Origin of the sequence: Streptomyces sp. NPDC048441 (assembly GCF_043200235.1) — a bacterium.
Lineage (GTDB): Bacteria > Actinomycetota > Actinomycetes > Streptomycetales > Streptomycetaceae > Streptomyces.
The window spans coordinates 36,969-58,542 of record NZ_JBICXM010000004.1 but is presented as its reverse complement, the minus strand read 5'-3'; the positions used below and the strand labels follow the sequence as shown (position 1 = coordinate 58,542).

The 21,574-nt window shown below is 70.7% G+C and carries 20 protein-coding genes and 1 pseudogene; 9 read left to right on the top strand and 12 right to left on the bottom strand.

The features are described from left to right. Positions 1 to 290: 290 nt before the first annotated feature. Positions 291 to 1,817: pseudogene (gene ctaD / locus ACGFSB_RS11375) on the top strand (cytochrome c oxidase subunit I); the annotation flags it as partial. A gap of 46 nt (positions 1,818 to 1,863) precedes the next feature. Here ctaD and ACGFSB_RS11370 read toward each other — a convergent pair. From ACGFSB_RS11370 to ACGFSB_RS11350, 5 genes are all read right to left on the bottom strand, one after another. Beyond that, entirely contained in the window at positions 1,864 to 2,919 is a 1,056-nt protein-coding gene (locus ACGFSB_RS11370) for a helix-turn-helix transcriptional regulator (RefSeq protein ID WP_393397143.1), read from the bottom strand. A gap of 87 nt (positions 2,920 to 3,006) precedes the next feature. Then, entirely contained in the window at positions 3,007 to 3,891 is an 885-nt protein-coding gene (locus ACGFSB_RS11365; RefSeq protein WP_393397141.1) for a hypothetical protein, read from the bottom strand. Continuing rightward, on the bottom strand, positions 3,888 to 5,168 hold the full coding sequence (locus ACGFSB_RS11360; protein WP_393397139.1) for a glycosyltransferase family 4 protein: 1,281 nt from the start codon (positions 5,166 to 5,168) through the stop codon (positions 3,888 to 3,890). Before ACGFSB_RS11360 ends, ACGFSB_RS11365 begins: the two co-directional genes overlap by 4 nt. Before the next feature lie 164 nt (positions 5,169 to 5,332). Further along, positions 5,333 to 6,640 (bottom strand): ABC transporter substrate-binding protein, encoded by a 1,308-nt coding sequence (locus ACGFSB_RS11355; protein WP_393397137.1) that lies wholly within the window; start codon positions 6,638 to 6,640, stop codon positions 5,333 to 5,335. After that, entirely contained in the window at positions 6,615 to 7,118 is a 504-nt protein-coding gene (locus tag ACGFSB_RS11350; protein WP_393397135.1) for a hypothetical protein, read from the bottom strand. Before ACGFSB_RS11350 ends, ACGFSB_RS11355 begins: the two co-directional genes overlap by 26 nt. Before the next feature lie 201 nt (positions 7,119 to 7,319). On the opposite strand from ACGFSB_RS11350, the gene ACGFSB_RS11345 reads away from it, so the two are divergent. Genes ACGFSB_RS11345 through ACGFSB_RS11335 form a run of 3 tightly spaced genes read left to right on the top strand, consistent with a single transcriptional unit; the run spans position 7,320 to position 11,534 of the window. Continuing rightward, positions 7,320 to 7,871 carry a hypothetical protein gene (locus tag ACGFSB_RS11345; RefSeq protein ID WP_393397134.1) on the top strand — a complete coding sequence of 184 codons (552 nt, stop codon included), beginning with the start codon at positions 7,320 to 7,322 and terminating at the stop codon, positions 7,869 to 7,871. 4 nt (positions 7,872 to 7,875) lie between these two features. After that, positions 7,876 to 10,830 (top strand): ATP-binding cassette domain-containing protein, encoded by a 2,955-nt coding sequence (locus tag ACGFSB_RS11340; RefSeq protein WP_393397132.1) that lies wholly within the window; start codon positions 7,876 to 7,878, stop codon positions 10,828 to 10,830. Beyond that, complete coding sequence (locus tag ACGFSB_RS11335; protein ID WP_393397130.1) at positions 10,827 to 11,534, top strand: ATP-binding cassette domain-containing protein; 708 nt, start codon at positions 10,827 to 10,829, stop codon at positions 11,532 to 11,534. The genes ACGFSB_RS11340 and ACGFSB_RS11335 overlap by 4 nt, the downstream gene beginning before the upstream one ends. On the opposite strand, the gene ACGFSB_RS11330 is transcribed toward ACGFSB_RS11335, so the two are convergent. Both ACGFSB_RS11330 and ACGFSB_RS11325 read right to left on the bottom strand, forming a co-directional pair. Then, positions 11,506 to 12,132, bottom strand: a complete 627-nt coding sequence (locus ACGFSB_RS11330; RefSeq protein WP_393397128.1) for a transglycosylase family protein — start codon at positions 12,130 to 12,132, stop codon at positions 11,506 to 11,508. The two genes, ACGFSB_RS11335 and ACGFSB_RS11330, sit on opposite strands and share 29 nt — an antisense overlap. A gap of 137 nt (positions 12,133 to 12,269) precedes the next feature. Beyond that, positions 12,270 to 12,893 carry a transglycosylase family protein gene (locus tag ACGFSB_RS11325; protein ID WP_393397126.1) on the bottom strand — a complete coding sequence of 208 codons (624 nt, stop codon included), beginning with the start codon at positions 12,891 to 12,893 and terminating at the stop codon, positions 12,270 to 12,272. Positions 12,894 to 13,443: 550 nt separating this feature from the next. Here ACGFSB_RS11325 and ACGFSB_RS11320 point away from each other — a divergent pair. Both ACGFSB_RS11320 and ACGFSB_RS11315 read left to right on the top strand, forming a co-directional pair. Beyond that, positions 13,444 to 14,250, top strand: coding sequence for a hypothetical protein (locus ACGFSB_RS11320; protein ID WP_393397124.1), 807 nt, complete (start codon positions 13,444 to 13,446; stop codon positions 14,248 to 14,250). 178 nt (positions 14,251 to 14,428) lie between these two features. Continuing rightward, positions 14,429 to 14,728 (top strand): hypothetical protein, encoded by a 300-nt coding sequence (locus tag ACGFSB_RS11315; RefSeq protein WP_393397122.1) that lies wholly within the window; start codon positions 14,429 to 14,431, stop codon positions 14,726 to 14,728. Between the two features lie 78 nt (positions 14,729 to 14,806). Here the strand turns inward: ACGFSB_RS11315 and der are convergent, their stop codons facing one another. The 5 genes from der to aroH all read right to left on the bottom strand — a co-directional run bounded on the left by der (position 14,807) and on the right by aroH (position 19,252). Then, on the bottom strand, positions 14,807 to 16,279 hold the full coding sequence (gene der / locus ACGFSB_RS11310) for a ribosome biogenesis GTPase Der (RefSeq protein ID WP_393397120.1): 1,473 nt from the start codon (positions 16,277 to 16,279) through the stop codon (positions 14,807 to 14,809). A 70-nt stretch (positions 16,280 to 16,349) separates the two neighbouring features. Then, complete coding sequence (locus ACGFSB_RS11305; protein ID WP_393397119.1) at positions 16,350 to 17,036, bottom strand: lysophospholipid acyltransferase family protein; 687 nt, start codon at positions 17,034 to 17,036, stop codon at positions 16,350 to 16,352. Beyond that, positions 16,994 to 17,695, bottom strand: a complete 702-nt coding sequence (gene cmk, locus ACGFSB_RS11300; RefSeq protein WP_393397117.1) for a (d)CMP kinase — start codon at positions 17,693 to 17,695, stop codon at positions 16,994 to 16,996. The genes ACGFSB_RS11305 and cmk overlap by 43 nt, the downstream gene beginning before the upstream one ends. 112 nt (positions 17,696 to 17,807) lie before the next feature. Then, a complete protein-coding gene (locus ACGFSB_RS11295) occupies positions 17,808 to 18,893 on the bottom strand; it encodes a prephenate dehydrogenase (RefSeq protein WP_393397115.1) in 1,086 nt (361 codons plus the stop codon). Then, positions 18,890 to 19,252, bottom strand: coding sequence for a chorismate mutase (aroH, locus tag ACGFSB_RS11290; RefSeq protein WP_393397113.1), 363 nt, complete (start codon positions 19,250 to 19,252; stop codon positions 18,890 to 18,892). Before aroH ends, ACGFSB_RS11295 begins: the two co-directional genes overlap by 4 nt. A gap of 531 nt (positions 19,253 to 19,783) precedes the next feature. On the opposite strand from aroH, the gene ACGFSB_RS11285 reads away from it, so the two are divergent. The 3 genes from ACGFSB_RS11285 to ACGFSB_RS11275 are packed head-to-tail and all read left to right on the top strand — an operon-like array spanning position 19,784 to position 21,543. Continuing rightward, a complete protein-coding gene (locus ACGFSB_RS11285) occupies positions 19,784 to 20,452 on the top strand; it encodes a hypothetical protein (RefSeq protein ID WP_393397111.1) in 669 nt (222 codons plus the stop codon). A 30-nt stretch (positions 20,453 to 20,482) separates the two neighbouring features. Then, positions 20,483 to 21,076 carry a DUF6529 family protein gene (locus tag ACGFSB_RS11280; RefSeq protein ID WP_393397109.1) on the top strand — a complete coding sequence of 198 codons (594 nt, stop codon included), beginning with the start codon at positions 20,483 to 20,485 and terminating at the stop codon, positions 21,074 to 21,076. Next, positions 21,073 to 21,543, top strand: coding sequence for a Rieske 2Fe-2S domain-containing protein (locus ACGFSB_RS11275; protein WP_393397107.1), 471 nt, complete (start codon positions 21,073 to 21,075; stop codon positions 21,541 to 21,543). The genes ACGFSB_RS11280 and ACGFSB_RS11275 overlap by 4 nt, the downstream gene beginning before the upstream one ends. Positions 21,544 to 21,574 lie beyond the last annotated feature (31 nt).

The following is a 21,574-nucleotide window of genomic DNA, read 5'->3' as shown; positions in this document are numbered from 1 at the left end:
GCGGTTCCGAAGATGTCCCGGCGCGATTCCTGAATTTCCCGTGAGCCCCGCGCGAGCATCCTGATACAACCGGTACAGCACAGTGGAAAGGCCACCGGGGCACCTTTTCAAACTCTCCGCATTTTCGAATCCTGCCGAATCCCGGGCGCTCCACGCCATGTGACGCCGCATAGGGAATTCACCGTTCCAGCACAGTAGGCGCGTACGCCCTCTGTCGGAGTCGGGTGGGACGCGAGCATCATGGCGGGTGCTTCGAGCAGGCCCAGGGCGCGACAGCGAAGGGGCGAGTGATGGGGACTGAGACGGCACAGGCGGCGGCTCCACCGGTCCGGCAGAAGAGCCCCGGCCGGATCCTCGTGGACTGGCTGACCACCACCGACCACAAGAAGATCGGTCACCTGTACCTGATCACATCGTTCGTGTTCTTCCTCGCCGCGGGGCTGATGGCCCTGATGATGCGGGCCGAACTCGCCCGCCCCGGGCTGCAGCTGATGACGAACAACGAGTTCAACCAGCTGTTCACCCTGCACGGCACGATCATGCTGCTGCTCTTCGCGACGCCGACCTTCGCGGGCTTCGCCAACGAGATCATGCCGCTGCAGATCGGCGCGCCCGACGTGGCCTTCCCGCGGCTCAACATGCTGTCGTACTGGCTGTTCCTGTTCGGCGCCCTGATGGTGTTCGGCTCGCTCCTGGTGCCCAGCGGTCCCGCCGCGTTCGGCTGGTTCGCCTACGCGCCGCTCAACAGCATGGAGCGGTCACCGGGGATCGGCGCCGATCTGTGGATCATGGGGCTCGCGCTCTCCGGGTTCGGCACGATCCTCGGCTCGGTGAACTTCCTGACGACGATCATCGGGATGCGGGCGCCGGGGATGACGATGTTCCGGATGCCCGTCTTCACCTGGAATGTGCTGTTCACTTCGATCCTGGTCCTGCTCGCGTTCCCCGTGCTTGCCGCCGCACTGCTCGTCCTTGAGGCGGACCGGCGCTTCGGCTCCATGGTGTTCGCCCCGGAGAACGGAGGCGCGCTGCTGTGGCAGCACCTCTTCTGGTTCTTCGGGCATCCGGAGGTCTACATCATCGCGCTGCCGTTCTTCGGGATCATCTCCGAGATCATCCCGGTGTTCAGCAGGAAGCCGATCTTCGGCTATATGCCCCTGATCGGCGCCACGATGGCCATCACCGGGCTCTCGGTCGTCGTGTGGGCGCACCACATGTTCGCGACGGGCGCCGTCCTGCTGCCCTTCTTCTCCTTCATGTCCTTCCTGATCGCGGTCCCCACGGGTGTGAAGTTCTTCAACTGGACCGGGACGATGCTCAAGGGCTCCCTGTCGTTCGAGACACCGATGCTGTGGGCGATCGGCTTCCTGGTGAGCTTCCTCTTCGGCGGGCTCACCGGCGTCATCCTGGCCTCGCCGCCCCTCGACTTCCACGTCACCGACTCGTACTTCGTCGTGGCGCACTTCCACTACGTCGTGTTCGGCACCGTCGTCTTCGCGACCTTCGGCGGCTTCTACTTCTGGTGGCCGAAGCTCACCGGGAAGATGCTCGACGAGCGGCTCGGCAAGATCCACTTCTGGACGCTCTTCGTCGGCTTCCACACGACGTTCCTCGTCCAGCACTGGCTGGGCGCCGAGGGTATGCCACGGCGTTACGCGGACTATCTGGCGGCGGACGGCTTCACGGTGCTCAACACCATCTCGTCCATCGGGGCGTTCCTGCTCGGCATGTCGACACTGCCGTTCCTCTACAACGTCTGGAAGACCGCCAAGTACGGCAAGAAGGTCGACGTCGACGACCCCTGGGGCTTCGGCCGCTCCCTGGAGTGGGCCACCGCCTGCCCCGCGCCGCGCCACAACTTCGTCACGCTGCCCCGGATCCGCTCCGAGTCCCCGGCGTTCGATCTGCACCATCCGCGGTACGCGGCGATCCAGCCGCCGGATCCGCAGACCGAACACCCCGATCCAGAGCCCGGCTCAGCAGATCCCGGGCCGAGCCGATCCGCTCGGTGAAGTCGGCGGGCTCGACGACCTGGAACTCGAAGCCCATGACGAGTACGTGGATCACCATGACGTCCATGCTCAGGGCGCCCGTACGCAGCAGGCAGGTGTCCTCGGTCTCGGCCTCCAGCGTGCCGTCCGACGGGGAGACCCGCTGGGCCGCCACCTCCAGGGGCACCAGGAGCCGGAACACGGCGTGTGCGGCGTACGCACGCGTGGAGACGCCCTTGGAGACGTACGCGGCGAGATCCTCGGCGGGCGGGGTGCGCGGCGCGAAGCGCGGTCCGTGCGGCGGCGTCGGCACGATGCGGTCCGCGCGGAACGTACGCCAGTCGTCGCGGTCGACGTCCCAGGCGACCAGGTACCAGCGGCGCTCGGTGCAGACGAGGCGGTGCGGTTCGACGGTGCGGCGGGTCGAACTGCCACCGTGGTCGCGGTAGTCGAAGCGCAGGCGCTCCGAGTCCCGGCAGAGGTGGGCGAGTTCGGTCAGGACGGAGGGGTCGACGGTCTGCGGCTGCGGCGTCCTGAGCATCGGCACGGTGAAGGCCGTCAGGGCGCCGACCCTGCGGCGCAGCCTGCTCGGCAGGACCTGTTCCAGCTTGGTCAGAGCGCGTACGGAGGTCTCGCCGATGCCCTCGATGCCCTGCCCGGCCGCGGTGCGCAGGCCGACGGCGACGGCGACCGCCTCGTCGTCGTCCAGGAGCAGCGGCGGCAGCTCGGCGCCCGCGCCCAGTTGGTAGCCGCCGCCCGTACCGGGGCTGGCATTGACCGGGTAGCCGAGCTCCCGGAGCCGGTCCACGTCACGGCGAACGGTGCGCGGGGTGACGCCGAGCCGGTCGGCCAGGTCCGCGCCCGACCAGTCGCGGTGGGCCTGCAAGAGCGAGAGCAGGCGGAGCAGTCGTGCGGAGGTCTCCAACATGGGGCCGATTGTGCCCGGCGTCGCGGACAGCCACGGTCCGCGATGACGTCAGTCTTCGCGCCAGTCTTTGACAGTCTTCGGTGGGCGTCAGTCCTCGATGACGTCAGCCTCGCGGATCCGCACTGAGAGATCGTTGTCGTTCGTGTAGTAGGGCCCCGCGTCGAGCGCCCCGTGCGCCGCTGTCTCCAGCCGCACGGACGGGTAGGTGAAGATCGGCTTCTTGTCCGGCACGTCGTCCAGGAGCCGGGCGAGGCGGATCCGCGGGCCGCTCTCCCCCACCGGGCGCAGCCAGAGGTCCCAGGGTCCCGGGCCGTCGTCGGCGAGTGCTCCGCAGTGCAGGACGAAGCTGAACTCCACGCCGTCGGCGGTCAGTTCGGACCGCACGATCCGGTCGGGCTCGGCACGGCGGGACGCCTCGGCGTATCCGGCGCCGGTCACCGCGGTGCCGTACACACGGCCTTGCACGGTCACCGATGTGCCCGCTATCCGGAGCTCGCCGATCTCCGCGTGCGGGGCGCGCAGCCAGCTGCGTACGGAGAGGTTGCCCTGCTTGGTCGCGTACGGGATGCGTACGGCGATGTGGCCGCGGGCGCCGCTCGGCGCGCGGTCGACCAGCGAGCGCAGGTCGTTCACGCCGGGGGCGAGGCGGCGCGGCGGGCCGCCGTCGACCAGCGCGTAGGCGTTCCAGCGGCCCTCGGCGAGCTCGACGCTGCTGGGCAGCGCGGCCCGCAGCCTGCCGTCGACGGCCGGGGAAAGCGGCAGGCGCACGTCCTCGTCGGCGGATGCGGCGTCGCGGCGGCGCAGCAGGAGGTGGGCCGTGCCCGTGCCGCCCGGGTCCGTGACGTCGAAGGTGAGCCCGCCCGCGGAGTCGGCTATGCAGTCGGCGCGTGGTGCCGCCGCGACATCCTGCTCGGCACCGGCGGCACCGGTGTCACAGGGCAGCGAGGCGTCCGAGGTGGCCAAGGCCGTCATGCGGGGGTTCCTTTCGTCGATATGCCGCTGGTCGGTACCCCATGTCCGATGTCCCGCAGGGCGTAGGCGCCGCCGAGGAGCGCGCCGCGGGTGCGGTGCAGCGAGCCGCGCATCCGGCCGCCGAAGGAGCTGCCGCGGGTGAGCATCCCGGTGAACATCTCGTCGTAGCGCTCGGCGATGCGGGTCGGGTCAAAGCGCTCGGAGTCCTCGAGCGCGGCGCCCGCCATCTTGTGCCGCAGCGAGTCGTTGTTGATCAGTTCGAGCAGTCCGCCCGCTATCGCGTCGGGGTTGCCGACCTCGACGAGGCGTCCGTCGACTCCGTTGTCGATGATCTCGCCGGGCCCGTGCGGGCAGTCGGTGGCGACGACGGGCAGGCCGCAGCGCATCGCTTCGACGATCGTCATGCCGAAGGATTCGAGGCTGGAGGTGACGGCCGCTATGGACCCCTTGGCCCACTCGGACTCGATGGGGTGGGCGGGCCCCATCAGGAAGACGTGGTTGTAGAGGCCGAGCTCGTCGATCAGGGCGCGCAGCTTGTCCTTCTGCTTGCCGCCGCCGTAGATCCGCAGCCGCCAGTCGGGGCGCTCGGCGCGCACCTTGTCGAAGGCCCTGATCAGCAGGTCGTAGCGCTTGACGGGGGCGAGCCTGCCGGCCGCGACGACCCACTTCTGGGAGCCGTCGGCGGGCTCGACGCCCGGCGCGGGCACGGAGTTGGGCACGGCCTGGACATGGACACCGGGCAACCGCATCATCCGGCGGTAGTCGCGTGCGTCGGCCTCGGTGGTCGTGGTCAGGACGTCGAGGCGGGGGTACACGCTGCGCAGCTGGCGGCGCAGTTCCTTGGAGTGGCTGTCGAGCGTGAGGTGCTCCTGGCCGACGCGCAGCGGCCCGCGCGCGGCCTCGCGGGCGATGTGCACGTTCAGTCCTGGCCGCGTCCCGACGACCACATCGGCGCTGACCGATGAGAGGTGCTCGGCGATGCGCCGGTCAGTGAGGACGCTGTACTGGTCGTAGCGCCCTTCCGCACTGGGGAACGTACGTGCGGGCAGCAGGGCGTCGGCCCTGTCGCCCTCGTACTCCGGGCTGTCCTTGCGCATGTCGACGAGGTGGCTGAGCCTGACGCGGGAATCAGGGGTGAAAACGGGGTGCTCACGGTGCCGGAAGACGGACACGATCTCGACGTCGTGCTGCTCGGCGAGTGTGTTCGCCAAGTTGTACGTCGTCCGGATCGTCCCGCCGATTCCGTACGCGTTATGAATCAGGAAAGAGATGTGCATGCGTCCCCGTATCCCACGCTTCCCCGCGGACAGTCCCTTGCGTCCGCCTACCGCAGGGTTAGACGGGGATTCCGGGCAGAGGGTTGGGTTTCATCATCATCTTGTTCCCCAACAGTTGCGCCATCGATAGGCGGTTTCGGGAACTTTCCTGGCAACTACACGCATCATGGCTGGTAGGAGAGCTGAGGCACTTTGAAGCAGTTGTCGCTCATGTCTCCTTGTGTGACCCAGCCCTCACTGTCCTTCCAGCGGGCCACGGACACACAGGTCCGGCGGGTCCGTGGCGGCTCGGCCCGCTGTTCGTACGTCACAGGGAGCAGCAGTCCGCGGGCGCTGTACGGCGTACCGCGGTGCATGAAGGCGTCCACGCACGCGCGCGTGACGTCGCCCCGGTCTCCCCGGTTTCCCTGGTCTCCCCGGCAGGACTTCGCCGCGTCCGTGAACCACATGGCGGCGGCCCAGCCTTCGAGCTCCCACTGGGAGAGGGCCTTGTCGCCCTTCACCGCGTCGCGGAACTCCCGTACGGCCGGATGGTCCGTGTCTTCGTAGTTGCGGCTCGATCCGGTGGCCCACAGGGCGTTGCGGCAGTGCGGCGCGTCCTTGTAGTCGTCGGCCACCGAGGAGGTCCAGTTCTGGACGTTGGTGACCTTGGCGGTGACCTTCGCGCCGACGTCGTCCATCGCCTCGCACAGCTGGGCATTGCCATGGGTGTCCATCGCGTCGAAGACGAGGTCGGCGCCCTGTTCCTTCAGGTCGGCCGCGGCGGCCCGGAAGTTCGGCAGCGCGAAGTCGACCTGCTCCGTGACCACCTTGTAGCCCTCGGCCTTCAGACCCCGGGTGACGAGACGGGCGTACGCGGCCGACGCGGCCTGGTTGTAGGAGACGACGGCGGCGGTCCGTGCCCCCTGCTCCCGCTTGAAGTAGCGGTAGACCTCGGTCCCGCCGATCAGCTTGCCGTCCCAGCCCGGCTTTCCTTCGCGCGGGGCGAGGCTGCCGTAGATCCCGTACAGATGCGGATAGGTGTCGTACGCGGCCCCGATCGGCTGCCCTCCTACGTCGGGCACGCGCGCGTGGGAGACGCGGGAGGCCCCCGCGTAGTCCAGCGAGCTGGTGGCGACGAGCGCGACCACCTCGTCCTCCTCGACGAGCTTGTCCACGCATTCGTTGTTGCCGACGCCGCTGCCGCCGTCGTCACACGTACGCACATCGACCTTGCGCCCGTCGATCCCGCCCCGCGCGTTCAGCCGTTCGAAGTACGCCTTGGCGCCGTCCCGCGGCCCGGTGAACGCGGAGCCGCCGACCGGGCTCGTCGCGCTGGTGATGATGCCGACCCGGATCGGCGCCCCCGACGGGGCGGGCGCCGTGTTCCTGCCCTCGAAGTCGCTCTCGGGGAGCCGGCTGCCGCAGCCCGCCACCGCCATGAGCAGCGCGGCGACGGCAAGGGCTTCAGCAGCCAGGACCGGGCGACGCATTGCCGCTCAGCTTCACCAGTGCGCAGAGAGTCTTGACGGACACCTTCCAGGTGTCGTCCTGATGGACGGAGGTCCCCGATGCGCTGGGCAGCGCGGTGGCACCCTTCAGAGTCAGCGCGTACGTCACGTCGGCCTCGGTCGCGGAGGTGAACTCGACCTTGTTGACCTCGGCGCTGACCTGCTTGCCGCGTTTGTCGCCGCTGAAGCTCTTCAGGACGGCGCGCATCTTCGGCCCGTCCTCGAGCACGGCCTCCTTGTGCTTCATGGAGACGGCGGGATCGAAGAACTTCTCCCAGTTCTCCTTGACCTGCTTCTCGGCCGCGGCCGGATCCGCCGGTGCGCTCGCGTCGTCCGACGGGGCTTGTTGTGTCGACTTCTCCGCGGACGGCTTGGGCGGATCGCTCTCGCCGCCACCGCCGCTGTCATCACCGCACGCCACGGCGGCCGGAGCGACAAGCAGGACCGCGGCTGCCGCCATGGCCACGCTCCGCACCCTTCCCCGCTCGAGATCGCTCCCCCGTCTGGGGCTGGTCCAGAGAACCAATCGGCTCACCACCGGGTGTCGGTCCGGGCCATCAGGGCCCGGTGCTTTCAGGGTCAGCTTCCAGAAGGCATAGTGCAAGCCATTGACTGACATGGACAGCCCATTGACGTTACTGACGTGTTCCAGGGGGCCTGGATGCGGGCGGACCGACCGGCACGACCGGCTCAGCGAGATCATGCGGCTCGGGCGGCTCGGCTGCGCGCCGTGCGCCCCGTCCTCTGGGCGGCGTTCGCGGCCCTCGCCGCCGGTGCGGTGCTCTGTGTGATCGGCTGGTACGGCATCTCCGGCGAGCGCTTCGCCGAGCGGCAGCTCCCCTATCTGGCGTCGTGCACGGTGCCGGGCGCGGCGCTGATCATCGCCGGGGCCGTGCTCTTCGCCCACGGCAGGAGCGTCTTGGCCACGGCCCGCGTGGAGGAGCTGTACGGCCTCCTGGTGACGGCGGGCGCGACTCCCCCCGCGACCGCCGAGCGGCCGGTTCCCTCGACGGTCGGCGGCGCCTTGCTGATGGTCCCCGGCGGAACTCTCTGGCACCGGGCCGACTGCCCGCTGGTGGCGGGGAAACCGGAAGCGGTCCCCGCGGACGCCCACATCCTCGCCACGGGCGACCTGAGCCCCTGCCCCATCTGCGAACCGCGGACCACTCCCGCCACCCCCGGCCCTTCCACCACCCCGTCCCCGGAGCGATGACCCGGTGGCCTCCCTGAGCTACGACCTGACACTGGCCGGGCTCGCGATCGGCAGCGCGGCGGCGCTCACCGGCATCGGCCTGATCGTCACGTACCGCGCCACCGGCGTCCTCAACTTCGCGCACGGCGCGATCGCCATGGTCTGCGCCTACGTCCTGCGCCAGCTGACGGTCGAGTGGCACTGGCCCCTGCCCCTCGCCACGGCGGTCACGCTCATCCTCATCGCCCCGGCCATCGGCCTCCTCCTGGAGAAGGCGGTCTTCCGCCCCTTGTCGGTCCTCGGCAGCGACCCGGCCCGGACCCTGGTGGCGTCCATCGGGGTCTTCGTCCTCCTCGTCGGCGGCGCGGCACTGATCTGGGGTCCCGGAGCGAAGGCGGACGCCCCCACCGTCGTATCGGCGGACCCCTGGGCCCAGTTGACGGTGACGGTCGCGCTCGCCGCGGCGGTCTGGGCGGTCACCCGGTGGACCCGCTTCGGCAGCGAACTGCGGGCCGTGGTCGACAACCGGCCCCTCGCCGTACTCGGCGGAATCGACGCGGACCGGGTGGCGTCGGCGGGCTGGGCATTCGGCGCCTTCACGGCGGGCCTCACCGGGGTGCTCCTTGCCCCCTTCGTACGTCTCGATCCGTACGGTATGCCGCTCCTGGTCATGGAGGTGGTGGCGGTCGCGGTGGCGGCCCGGATGCGGAGCCTGTTCATCGCGGTCGTGGTGGCCGTCGGACTCGGCGTGGCCCAGAGCCAGCTGACCCGCCTTCACCCATCAGGGTGGGCGGAGCCGCTGCTCCAGGCCCTGGCGTCGAACCTCTTCGTGGTGGCGCTGCTCGTCGCCGCCCTCGCGCTGCCCGGTATCGGCTCACAGAACACGCTTCCGCGTACGGCGACGGCGCGGGTCCCCACGCCGCCGGGTGCGTGGATAGTGGCGGCGGTCCTCTTCCTCATCCCGCTGGGCTTCGCGGGCTCGGACCTGACGACCTCGGTCCAGGTCCCTGCCCTGGCCGTCATCCTGCTTTCGCTCGTGATCGTCACTGGCAGGGGCGGCCAGATCTCGCTCGGCCAGGCGGCGTACGCGGGCCTGGGGGCGCTCTTCACCGCGCTCCTGACGGCGGGCCGCTTCCCGGGTCTGCCCGAACTCCCCTCCCTCCCCGCCCTGGCCGTCGCCGTCCTCCTGGTGGCCCCGCTCGGCCTCCTCACCGGCTGGCCCGCGATAAGCCGCCACGGGCTCGCGCTCGCCCTCGCGACGTTCGCGGTCGGTGTCGGTGTCAGCCGCTTCGTCTTCGCGCAGCCGTACGCGACGTCGGGGCTCGCCCTCGACCGCCCCGGGGGCTTCTCCGGTGACCGGGCGTATTACGTACTGGAACTGATCCTGCTGGCCGCGGCGCTCCTGTTCGCCGTCACGCTCCGCCGGGGCCGCGTGGGGCGTGCCCTTGCCGCGATGCGGGATCACGAGGCGGGGGCGGCGGCTTCCGGGGTGCCTGTGCGCACCCTGAAGCTCACGGCCTTCGTCGCCGGTGCGGCGCTGGCCGCCCTTGGCGGCGGGATGCTGGGGATGGGGTTACGGGCCTTCGATCCCGCCGCGTACGACCCCGTGCGCGGGCTTCTCTGGTTCGCGGCGGTGGTGGTCCTCGGCGCGGACAGCCTGCTGGGCGCGCTGGTCGCTGCGGCGCTCCTGGTGGGCCTTGACGCGGGCACGCGGGGTGGGGTCGCTGCGGCGCTGATCGGCGTCCTCGCGGTGCTGGTGGGCCGCTTTCCCGGTGGCCCCTACGAGGCCCTGCGTGCAGCTACCGCCGGGTGGAGCCGCAGCCCGTCCTTGACGCCGCTGGGCGGGCGGGCCCGCATCGCCTTGACCCCCACTTCCCACCCACCCACCCGATTGCCCCGCAGTGACCGATCGGACAGCGAAAGCACGGCAGAAGGCGACACCGGCCCGCAGCCGCCACTCCGACGCGAGGGGACGCGTCGGTCTGTCCGCCCGGAGCACGGTTCGCAACACTCCGGCGCCGAAGCACCGAAGCAGCCACCGGACGACAGCGAGGACGGACGCACCGGCGCGGCCCCGCCCCCACCCGAAACCCGGCGCGAAGACCTGCACCTCCCCACCACCACCCACCACACCCACGACGAGCACGAACACACCGACGCGCCCCTGCCCCCGCAACAGCCCCCACCCGAAGCCCCGCACCCACCCACCGCTGCCCACCCCATCGACGGCACCCAGGCCAGACGCACCCCCGCACCCCAACCCACCCTCACCGCCCACCACATCACCGCCACCTACGACCGCTTCACCGCCCTGGACCGCGTCACCCTCTCCGTGCCCCCCGGCCACATCACCGCCGTAGTCGGCCCGAACGGCGCGGGTAAAAGCACCCTCTTTCACTGTCTGGCCGGCACCCTGCGCCCCGCCACCGGCACCGTCACGCTCGACGGTCAGGACATCACCGGCACCCCCGCCCACGCCCGGACCCGCCTGGGCGTAGCCCGCACCTTTCAGCAGTTGGCGGTCTTTCCGTCCCTGACCATCGCGGAGAACGTCCGGGTCGGCGCGGAACAGGGAGGGGCGCACCACCCCAAAGCCGCCGCCAAAGCCGCCGCCAACGCCGCCGCCCTGGCCACCACCCAAGCCCTCCGCCTCCTCTCTCTCGACGGAGACGACACCCGCCACCGCCCCGCCGCAGACCTCCCCACCGGCACCCTCAGGCGCGTAGAACTGGCCCGAGCCCTGGCAGGCGGCCCCCACACCCTCCTCCTGGACGAACCGGCGGCGGGCCTCGACACCGGCGAGGTGGCCGCGTTGGCCCGCATCCTGCGTGCCCTTGCCGCCGACGGCATGGCGCTCCTGGTGGTGGAGCACGACATCGACCTGGTGGCGAACCTGGCCGACACCGTGCACGTCATGACGGCGGGCCGCATCATCGCGTCGGGCCCGCCGGCCGAAGTGCTCCACAGGGCGACCCCATGAGAAGCGGCAGGAGCGGCATCTCACTTCGCCGGGCCCGCGTCCGCTACGGCCCCCTGGAGGCCCTGCACGGCGTGACGTTCGACGCCCCGTCGCCCGGCCTCACCGTCCTCCTGGGCCGCAACGGTTCAGGCCGCACCACGGCCCTGCGCGCCCTAGCCGGCACGGCTCCCCTCTCCGGAGGCGCCGTCATCTGGGACGGACGGGACGTCAGCCGGCTCACCGCGCACGAACGGGCAAGACGTGGCCTCTGCTTCGTACCGGACAGGCAGGCGATCTACAGCAACCTGACTGTCCGCGAGAACCTCGAACTATCGGCCTCGGCCCGCGGAGCCGACATCGCTCCTGCCCTGACCGCGTACCCCGAACTGCACCCCCACCTCCTCCGCCGGGCGGGCACCCTCTCCGGCGGGGAACAACGCATGGTGGCCGTCTCCCGCGCCCTGCTCGCCCACGCCGAGGTGATCCTCGTCGACGAGCCCACCCAGGGCATGTCCCCAGCGGTCGCGGCCCGCACGTACGACCTGCTCACGGCCCTGGCCCTGGCCCCGCATTCCTGCGTCGTCACCGCCGAACAGCGCCTGCCGCCCGGCCTGCGCGAACACGCGGGCCGGACGGCAGTGGTGGTGCACGAACTGCGCCGCGGCTCGGTCGTGTTCAGCGGCGAGGCGGCCGAACTCAGGAACGGACCGCCGCCTTCGGGATGACCAGCTCCGCGCCGATGTCAAGGCGGTCGGGACGGCTCCCGATCGTCTTCCGGTTGTCCCGGTACAGCGCTTGCCAGCCGTCCCGGATCTTGTAGCGGCGAGCGATCGAGCTCAGCGTCTCCCCCTTCTTGACGACATGCACCAGGCTCGTGCCGTCCCGGATGTCCTTGGGGATCTTCTTCGAGCACACGGGCCAGGCCTTCCACCCCTGCGTACGCAGGACCTTCTCGGCGACCTTGATCTGCTCCTTCTTAGTGGCGAGGTCCGCACGCGGCGCGTACTTGAGGCCGCCGAACTCCTCCCAGGTGGGCTGCCAGAACTGCAGTCCTCCGTAGAAGCCGTTTCCGGTGTTCACATGCCATCGGCCGCCGCTCTCACACTGCGCGAGGCAGGCCCACGGCCCTTCCGTACGGGAACAGTCGTACGCCGCGGCAGCGGACCCCGGGCCCGGCAGCGGCGGAGGGGCGGGGGCCGCGGACGCCGATACCGGCAGCATCAGCGAGGACAGAGCCGCGACGACCAGACCAGCGGGCCACAGCGACCGGAGACTCTTGACCTTTGCCTTTACCTTGACCTTGGCCTTGACCGACGGATACATCCGGCCACGCTAGGCAGCTCCGCCGCATCACCCGGCCGTGCCGCGCCGCCACCGGCGCGGCCCCACCCGGTCGGACGACCGAGCGGGACCGCGATCCTGGCAGAGTGCCCCTCGCAGAGCGCCCCTCGCAGCGGGGCTCAGAGATCGAGCCGCTGCCCCGGCATGATCACGTTCGGATCACCACCGATGACCGCCTTGTTCGCGGCGTAGACCTTGTGCCAGCTGACGCCGTGCGCCGCCGCGATCCGGCTGAGAGTGTCTCCCTGCCGGACGGTGTAGTCGGCGCGCCCGGAACCCCGGTCGGCCTGACTCGGCGCACGGCGAGGCTCCTTCGCAGGCTGCTTCTTGACGGCCTTGGGAGCCGCTGGAGCGGCCGGAACGGCAGGAGCCGCCGCCCCCGGCGCCCCGCCGGCCGCACCTGCCCGCGCCGAGCAACTCGGCCACGCGCCCCACCCCTGAGCGCGCTGGACCTTGGTGGCGACAGCGATCTGCTGTGCCTTGGACGCCCTGTCGGCGGTCGCCGCATAGGCTCCTCCGCCGTACGCACGCCAGGTACCGGCGGAGAACTGCAACCCTCCGTAGTAGCCGTTACCGGTGTTGATCTGCCAGTTTCCGCCGCTCTCGCACTGGGCGATGCGATCCCACACTCCGCTGTCCGCCGCTCCGGCCTGGCCGGTGGCGGTGAGCAGTCCCAGCGGGGCGAGCAACGCCGCTCCGCCGATCACTGCTGTCCTGCGAACGCACTTGGGACGTGCGGACATGAATTTCCCTCTCGAAGGACCCGGGCTCCCCCAGGCGTCCCGGACCTCCCCGCGCATCTGACGCCGGAGGCCCGCTCACCCCGTCCGCCGGAGTCGGCACTGTCGTGCCGTGGTGCTTGAGCTTGCTGGCCTGCTTGCTGACTTGCTTGCTGGCTGGTGCGGCCGGCGGACGTACCCGAGCGGTGCTCGCTGCACACGGCGGTGGAATCTAGGCGCCAACTCGCCCCGATAACAACCACCTCCTTGTCATTCCAGGCCAGTTGGCCGTTACCCGGAGTATCGGCGAATTTGAGCCAACCACTTAATTCACTGATTTCAGGATTTGTCGACCTGTCGCCACGGCGATCTGTGACCCACCTCACCGACCCAACTTCCCTGTACCCACCAGGCGTTGGCACGGAGTGACACCTTCCGCCGGACAACTCACGCTCCGCTGCGGATGGTTCGATTCCGTTCGCTTTCGCGCGTGACTTGCGCCACTGATCGCCCGTTGTCTCCTTATGAGCCGGGGACCCCCCGGCTCCCACGCATCGATCCCGAGGAGCCACCCGTGCCGCGCATGCTCGACGTCGGCGACGACGTACGCGCCGAGATCGGCGACGAAGAAGCCGACCGGCTGCTCGCCGGAGAGAACGCCCCGGGCAGTTACGACTGCACCTCCTGCCGCACCCCGGGCGACTCGGAGCAGGAACGCACCAGCACGGTCCTGTTCATCGGCGACGAGACCGCCGTACTCGCCTTCGCACACGCCACCTGCCTGCCCTCCCAGATCGTCCAGGTCTCCGAGGAGCAGCTCCAGGGCGCCGTGCGCTCGATCACCGGAGAGGAAGGCACCGGCCTAGCCGGAGTCCCCGGCCCCGGTCCCTCCGAAGCAGCGCCCGACCAGGCGGTCCTCGGCGTGACCAGCGGCCTGGTCCTCATCGAGGGCGAGCTGCGGCCCGCGCTCGTCGTCGAGCCGACCGGCACCATCGCGCGCCCCGGCTCCCAGCCGGGAGGCGGCGACGACTTCCTGACGCTCCTGGTGGAGCAGGGCTTCACGCCGGTGGCCTCGCTGGACGGCGTACCTCCCGTGCTGCACGGCTGGTCGATCCTGCTCGCCGCGGGCCAGCTGCACGCCGTGCTCCAGCCCGGGGCCGGCGGCGGCTCGCCCGTCGCCTGGTGGCAGGCCCACCACCCGCTCCAGGTGACCGACGCCTGGCGGGCCGCTGCCAACAAGCTGCAGACGGTGCTGCTGTTCGCGGCGCCGGTCGGCTCCATCGGCCGCCAGCCCCGTGAAGACCTGCTGCGCGGCGCCCTGGACAAGGCGGCGACACACGGCCGCCTCGTCGCGGCCGCGATGCCGCTGGCCGGTACCTGAGCCGAGCAGGCCGCGCCGCCGCCACGCATCCTGAATACGCCGGTCACACCCCCGACGCCTCGTGAAAGCGGCGCGGCCCCCGCATCCGTACGCGATGGGGGTCGTTGGCACATACGTGCACACATACGACCCCTCCCGCCATCGGCCGACGTATCAGACCTCCACCCCCATTCCGTCCATGCGCTCCGCGCAGGACACCGGGGGCGAACATTCGGCCACGCCGATCTACGACGCGCTCTACTCGGAGTACCGCAGGTCGTTCAAGGCCCTTCCGGGAGACCGGTCCGGCGAAGAGGATCTGGGGTTCACCTCCTTCAGCGGCAGGCCGTACGGCCTGCACCGCGTCGGCGACCGGCTGGATGCGCGGCACAACACCTTCGGTCAGCTGCACGTCACCCGCTACGGCCAGGAGCAGTACGGCACGGGGCACAAGGAGTTCCCCGCCGCGCTGCCGCCGGGCCCGCGCAGGGAGGGCTGAGGCTCCGCCGGGAATGGGTCGGGCCCCGTCTTCATAAAGAAGACGGGGCCCGACCCATGAGTGCTTACTTCTGTGTGCTCACTTCTTGCGGCCGCGCTTCTCACGCACCCGCACCGAGATGTGGATCGGCGTGCCCTCGAAGTTGAACTCCTCACGGAGCCTGCGCTCCACGAAGCGGCGGTAGCCGTGCTCGATGAAGCCGGAGGAGAAGAGCACGAACCGCGGCGGCTTCGTGCCCGCCTGCGTGCCGAAGAGGATGCGGGGCTGCTTGCCGCCCCGGATCGGGTGCGGGTGGGAGGCCACGAGCTCGCCGAGGAAGGCGTTGAGCCGCCCGGTGGGAACGCGCGTCTCCCAGCCCGCGAGGGCCGTCTCGATCGCCGGGACGAGCTTCTCCATGTGGCGGCCGGTCTCGGCGGAGACGTTGACCCGCGGGGCCCACGCGACCTGGAGGAGCTCGGTCTCGATCTCCCGCTCCAGGTAGTAGCGGCGCTCCTCGTCGAGGGTGTCCCACTTGTTGAACGCGACGACGATGGCGCGGCCCGCCTCGACGGCCATCGTGACGATGCGCTGGTCCTGGACGCTGATCGACTCGCTCGCGTCGATCAGGATGACCGCGACCTCCGCCTTCTCGACGGCGGCAGCGGTGCGCAGCGATGCGTAGTAGTCAGCACCCTGCTGGAGGTGGACGCGCTTGCGGATGCCCGCGGTGTCCACGAACTTCCAGACGATGCCGCCCAGCTCGATGAGCTCGTCGACCGGGTCACGGGTGGTGCCCGCGACCTCGTTGACGACCACGCGGTTCTCGTTCGCCACCTTGTTGAGCAGGGACGACTTGCCGACGTTCGGACGGCCGATGAGCGCGATGCGGCGCGGGCCGCCGAGCGCGGTGCCGAACGTCTGCGCCGGCAGCTCGGGCAGCGCGTCGAGGACGGCGTCCAGCATGTCGCCGGTGCCGCGGCCGTGCAGCGCGGACACGGGGTGCGGCTCGCCGAGGCCGAGGGACCAGAGGGCGGTGGCGTCGGCCTCGCCGGACTGGCCGTCGACCTTGTTGGCGCACAGGACGACGGGCTTGCCCGACTTGCGGAGCAGCCGTACGACGGCTTCGTCCGTGTCGGTGGCGCCGACGGTGGCGTCCACGACGAAGACGACCGCGTCGGCCGCCTCGATCGCGTACTCGGCCTGGGCGGCCACGGACGCGTCGATGCCGAGGACGTCCTGCTCCCAGCCGCCGGTGTCGACGAGCCTGAAGCGGCGGCCCGCCCACTCGGCCTCGTACGTCACGCGGTCGCGGGTCACGCCGGGGCGGTCCTCGACGACGGCCTCGCGGCGGCCGATGATGCGGTTGACGAGAGTCGACTTGCCGACGTTGGGTCGTCCGATGACGGCGAGGGCGGGCAGCGGGCCGTGACCGGCCTCGCCGATCGCGCCTTCGACGTCCTCCGCGTCGAAGCCCTCCTCCGCGGCGAGCTCCATGAACTCCGCGTACTCGGCATCGCCAAGCGCCCCGTGCTCGTGTTCAGCCGAGCCTTCGGGCTGGATCTGGTCGTTCATGAAGTCCGTACCTCTGTCGTATTCGTGATCGGTGGACCGCCTCGCGACGGGCCACTACTGAAAGTCTCGCTCAGCGCCCGGTCTGGCGCCTGGCGTCCGCCAGGTGGGCGGTGAGCCGATGCTGGATGCGCGCGGTCGCCTCGTCGAGCACCTTGCGCGTACGCCGTCCGTTGCCGTCGCCCGCTTCGAAGGGCTCGCCGAAGACGACATCGACCCTGCTGCGCAGCGGGGGCAGCCCCTTCATCAACCGTCCGCGCCTCTCCGTGCTTCCCAGGACCGCGACGGGCACGATCGGCGCTCCGCTGCGTACGGCGAAGTAGGCGAGGCCCGCGCGCAGCGAGGCGAAGTCGCCCTCGCCCCGGGTGCCCTCGGGGAAGATCCCGAGGACGCCGCCGTCGTCGAGCACGCCGAGGGCCCGGGTGATCGCCGTGCGGTCGGCGATCTCACGGTCCACCTTCACCTGCCCTATGCGGCGCAGGAAAGGGTCGAGCGGCCCGATGAAGGCTTCCTTCTTGATGAGGAAGTGGGTCGGCCTCGGCGCCGTCCCCATCACCATCGGGCCGTCCACGTTGTGCGAGTGGTTCACCGCGAGGATCACCGGACCGCTCGCGGGGACCTGCCAGGCGCCGAGGACGCGGGGCTTCCACAGCCCGTACATGAGGCCTACGCCGATGCGGCGGCCGACCTCCGCACCCCGTTCCGACGGCGCCACCTTCACTTCGCTGCCCGCTTCTCCTCGACGAGGGTGACGACGCACTCGATGACCTGCTGCAGCGTGAGCTCGGTGGTGTCCACCTCGACGGCGTCTTCGGCCTTGGCGAGCGGGGACGTCTTGCGGCTCGAGTCGGCCGTGTCCCGCTTGATGAGCGCCTCGCGCGTGGCTGCGACGTCGGCGCCCTTCAGCTCGCCGCTGCGGCGGGCGGCGCGGGCCTCGGGAGAGGCGGTGAGGAAGATCTTCAGGTCGGCGTCGGGCAGGACGGTCGTACCGATGTCACGCCCCTCGACGACGATGCCCTTCTCGGCGGACGCGGCGATGGAGCGCTGAAGCTCCGTGATGCGGGCGCGCACCTCGGGCACCGCGCTGACGGCGCTGACCTTGGAGGTGACCTCGGTGGTGCGGATCGGCGCCGCGACGTCCGTGCCGTCGACCGTGATGGTCGGGGCGAGCGGGTCGGTGCCGGAGATGATCTCGGGCTTCCCGGCGACCGCGGCGATGGCGCTCGGGTCGGCCAGCTCTATGCCGTTGCTCACCATCCACCAGGTGATGGCGCGGTACTGGGCACCGGTGTCCAGGTAGCTCAGGCCGAGCTGGGCGGCGACGGCCTTCGATGTGCTCGACTTGCCCGTGCCGGAGGGTCCGTCGATGGCGACGATCACTGCTGCGGGCGCCGGGCCGGCGGTTTCCACGGTTTCCACGGGGTGCGGACACCTTTCTCAGGACGCGGGGCAAGGTAGCGGGGCGCAGACACGCCCCGCACAAGGTTACTGGCTCCCGCGAGCACCTCTTACTGCCGGCTGCCCCAGCCCTTCACTGCCGGATCGCCCAGCCTCGCTCCCGCAGTGCCGCGGCGAGCACCGGAACCGCCTTCGGCTCGACCATCAGCTGGACGAGGCCGGCCTGCTGTCCCGTCGCGTGCTCGATGCGTACGTCCTCGATGTTCGCCCCGGCCCGGTCCGCGTCGGCGAAGATCCTGGCCAGCTGGCCAGGCTGGTCGTCGATGAGCACCGCGACGACCTCGTACGTCGCGGGCGCCGCCCCGTGCTTGCCGGGCACCCGCACCTGGCCCGCGTTCCCCCGCCGCAGCACGCTCTCGACTCCCGCCGCGCCCTCGCGCCGCTTCGAGTCGTCCGCCGACTGCAGTGCCCGCAGCGCCGTCACCGTCTCGTCGAGGTCGGTGGCGACCGCGGCGAGCAGATCGGCGACGGGGCCGGGGTTGGCGGACAGGATGTCCATCCACATCCGGGGGTCGGAAGCGGCGATGCGCGTGACGTCACGGATGCCCTGCCCGCAGAGGCGGACCGCGGTCTCCTCGGCGTTCTCCAGGCGTGCCGCGACCATGCTGGAGACCAGGTGCGGCATGTGCGAGACGAGCGCGACCGCACGGTCGTGCGCGTCGGCGTCCATGACGACCGGCACGGCACGGCAGAGGGCGACCAGCTCCAGGGCGAGGTTGAGGACCTCGGTGTCGGTGTCGCGGGTGGGCGTGAGGACCCAGGGCCGTCCCTCGAAGAGGTCGGCGGTGGCGGCGAGGGGACCGCTGCGTTCGCGGCCCGACATGGGGTGCGTACCGATGTACGGGGTGAGGTCGACGCCGAGCGCCTCGAGCTCCCGGCGCGGGCCGCCCTTGACGCTCGCCACGTCGAGGTAGCCGCGGGCCACCTCGCGCCGCATGACGTCGGCGAGGGTCGCCGCGACGTGCGCGGGCGGCACGGCGACGACGCACAGGTCGACGCGTCCCTCGGGAGCTTCGTCGGTGCCCGCGCCGAGCGCGGCCGCCGTGCGGGCCTGCCCGGGGTCGTGGTCGGCGAGGTGCACGATCACACCGCGCGACGCGAGGGCCAGGGCGGCGGAAGTGCCGATCAGGCCGGTGCCGATGACGAGGGCGGTTCTCACTGGGCGATGTCCTTGCGCAGGGTGGCAGCGGCGCCGAGGTAGACGTGCGCGATGTCGGCGCGGGCCTTGTCGGACTCGATGTGCGCGAGGACACGGACGACCCTCGGCATGGCTCCCTCGATCTGTAGCTCCTGAGCACAGATCAGGGGGACGTCCACGATGCCCAGCTTGCGCGCCGCCGCCGCGGGGAAGTCGCTGTGCAGGTCGGGCGTCGCCGTGAACCAGATGCTGATCAGGGCGTCCTGGGTCAGCTCGTTCCGCTCCAGGATGGCGGTGAGCAGCTCGCTGACCTGCTCGTCCATGTGGTCGGCCGCGTCCCGCTCCAATTGGACGGCGCCCCGGACCGCTCGTACCGCCACTGTGCTGCTCCTCGCTCGCGCTTGTCCGACTGCTCTACGGGCCAAGGGTAGTCAGCGCCCCGGGGACGAGTGCGCGGCGCCCGCCTGCCGAGACGGACGCCGCGTGCCTCACCGTGCCTCACCGTGGTGGACTCAGAGCTTCTGCTCCTTGATGAGGTCCTCCAGCGTGCCCGACGGGACCTGCCCTTCCGGGGTCAGCTTGTCCAGGGTCTCGTCGGGGACGGGCTGCCCTGACCGCCGCCGAGGAGACCGCCGCCGAGGAGACCGCCGAGAAGGCTTCCCAGATCGTTACCCGCCATGGTCGCGCCTTTCGATTTTCGAGTCGCGTTTCGAGTCGCGTTTCGAGTCGCGTTTCGAGTGAGTGGCCGGGTCGGCGCCTCGAAGGGGCGCGGACCTCAGACCATGCCAATGTCGCCTGAATCGCCCCCTGTCGCCACTTGGGCTGATTGGTGGCTGTTCACCTATGGACGCCGGGGCACGGGTCCGCTTGCATGGAGGGGCCGGCAAGGCCCACGCCTCGGGGGAGGCCGCATGAAGCGCTCCGGACCGCTCTACACGCTTCTCGGGGGACTGCTGCTCGCCCTGTTCATGCTGTCGCTCAACGCGACGACAGGGGAGGGCAGTTCGTCGTACGGAGAGGACTCACCCGGCGCCGCGTCGCCCGCGCCCACGTCCGCGAAACCCACCGTGGACAGCCCGTCTCCCACGCCCACCGAGAGCCCGTCGAAGAAGCCACCCGCCAAGGCCGAGTACGCGGGCCGCACCGACGACGACACCTCCGCGGTCTCCATCTCCATCCGTGACGACAAGGCCATCGCGTACTTCTGCGACGGGCACAACACGGAGTCCTGGCTCAAGGGCGACGTCAAGGACGACGGTTCGATGCACCTGACCGGCAAGCACGGCGCGAAGCTGGACGGCAAGCTCGCGGACAAGAAGGTCCGCGGCACGGTCGACATCGACAAAAAGACATGGGGCTTCACAGCCGACAAAGCGACGAAGCCGTCCGGCCTCTACCGCGCGACCACCGAGGTCCGCGGCGCCAAGATCGACGGCGGCTGGATCGTCCTGCCCGACGGGAAGCAGGTCGGGATCCTCAAGGAGGACGGCACTGCGCGGAAGGCCCCGCGCCTCGACCCGGAGACCGGCACCGTCATGGTCGACGGCGACCGCCTCACCGCCCGCCCCGTCGTGCCCTGACCCCCGCTCCGCCCCGACCAGGGAGCCGCCATGAGCGTCGATCCGAACGCCGCAACGCAGGGCGGCTTCGGCCCGCCCCCCGCGATGGGCGACCACCGCCGCCCGCACCCCGCCCGCTATCTCGTCCCCGCCCTGGTCGCCGCGGCCGTCGCGATCGGCCTCGGCGTGTACGGCAAGACGCACGACCCGGAGGGCACGGCCTTCAACCTCGCCGGGTTCAGCAGCACGAGCGCGGTCAAGGCCTGGCTGGGCACGACGGCGTTCGCCTTCGCCCTGGTCCAGGTCGTCTCGGCGTTCATGGTCTACGGCCGCCTTCCAGGCCCCTCCTGGTCATCGGCGCTGCACCGCTGGTCGGGCCGGATCGCGTTCCTGGTGGCGGTGCCGGTCGCGGTCCACTGCCTCTACGCCCTCGGCTACCAGACGTACTCGACCCGCGTGATGTGGCACTCGCTCCTCGGCTGCTTCTTCTTCGGCGCGTTCAGCGCCAAGATGCTGCTGCTCCGCTCGGAGAAGCTGCCGGGCTGGCTGCTCCCGCTGATCGGCGGCCTCGTCTTCGTGGTCCTCACGGTGGTCTGGCTGACGTCGGCGCTGTGGTTCTTCCGTACGGTCGGAGTCACGACATGAGCGGCGGATCCCCCGTGCGGCGCACGGTCCTCGCCGCGGGTGGCGCGATCGCGCTGACTGCGGGGTGCAGCAAGTACGGAGACGAGGGCGCGGAACCGGCACCGCCGCCGAAGTCGGAGCCGACGGACGGATCGCCCTCGCCGTCGAAGTCGGGCGAGAAGGGCCAGAAGCCCCCCAAGGCCGAGGAGTTGGCCAAGACATCCGACATCCCGGTCGGCGGCGGAAAGATCTTCAAGGACAAGAAGATCGTCGTGACCCAGCCCGAGGAGGGCGGCTTCAAGGCCTTCTCCGCGGTCTGCACCCACTCGGGCTGCACGGTCAGCGAGGTCTCGGGCGGCACGATCAACTGCCCCTGCCACGGCAGCAAGTACCGCGTGGCGGACGCATCGGTGGCGGACGGCCCCGCGCCGCGCCCGCTCCCCCCGCAGAACATCACGGTCACCGGGAATTCGATCACCCTCGGCTAGCCGACCGCCGGGGCCAGGACCCTGTTCCGCG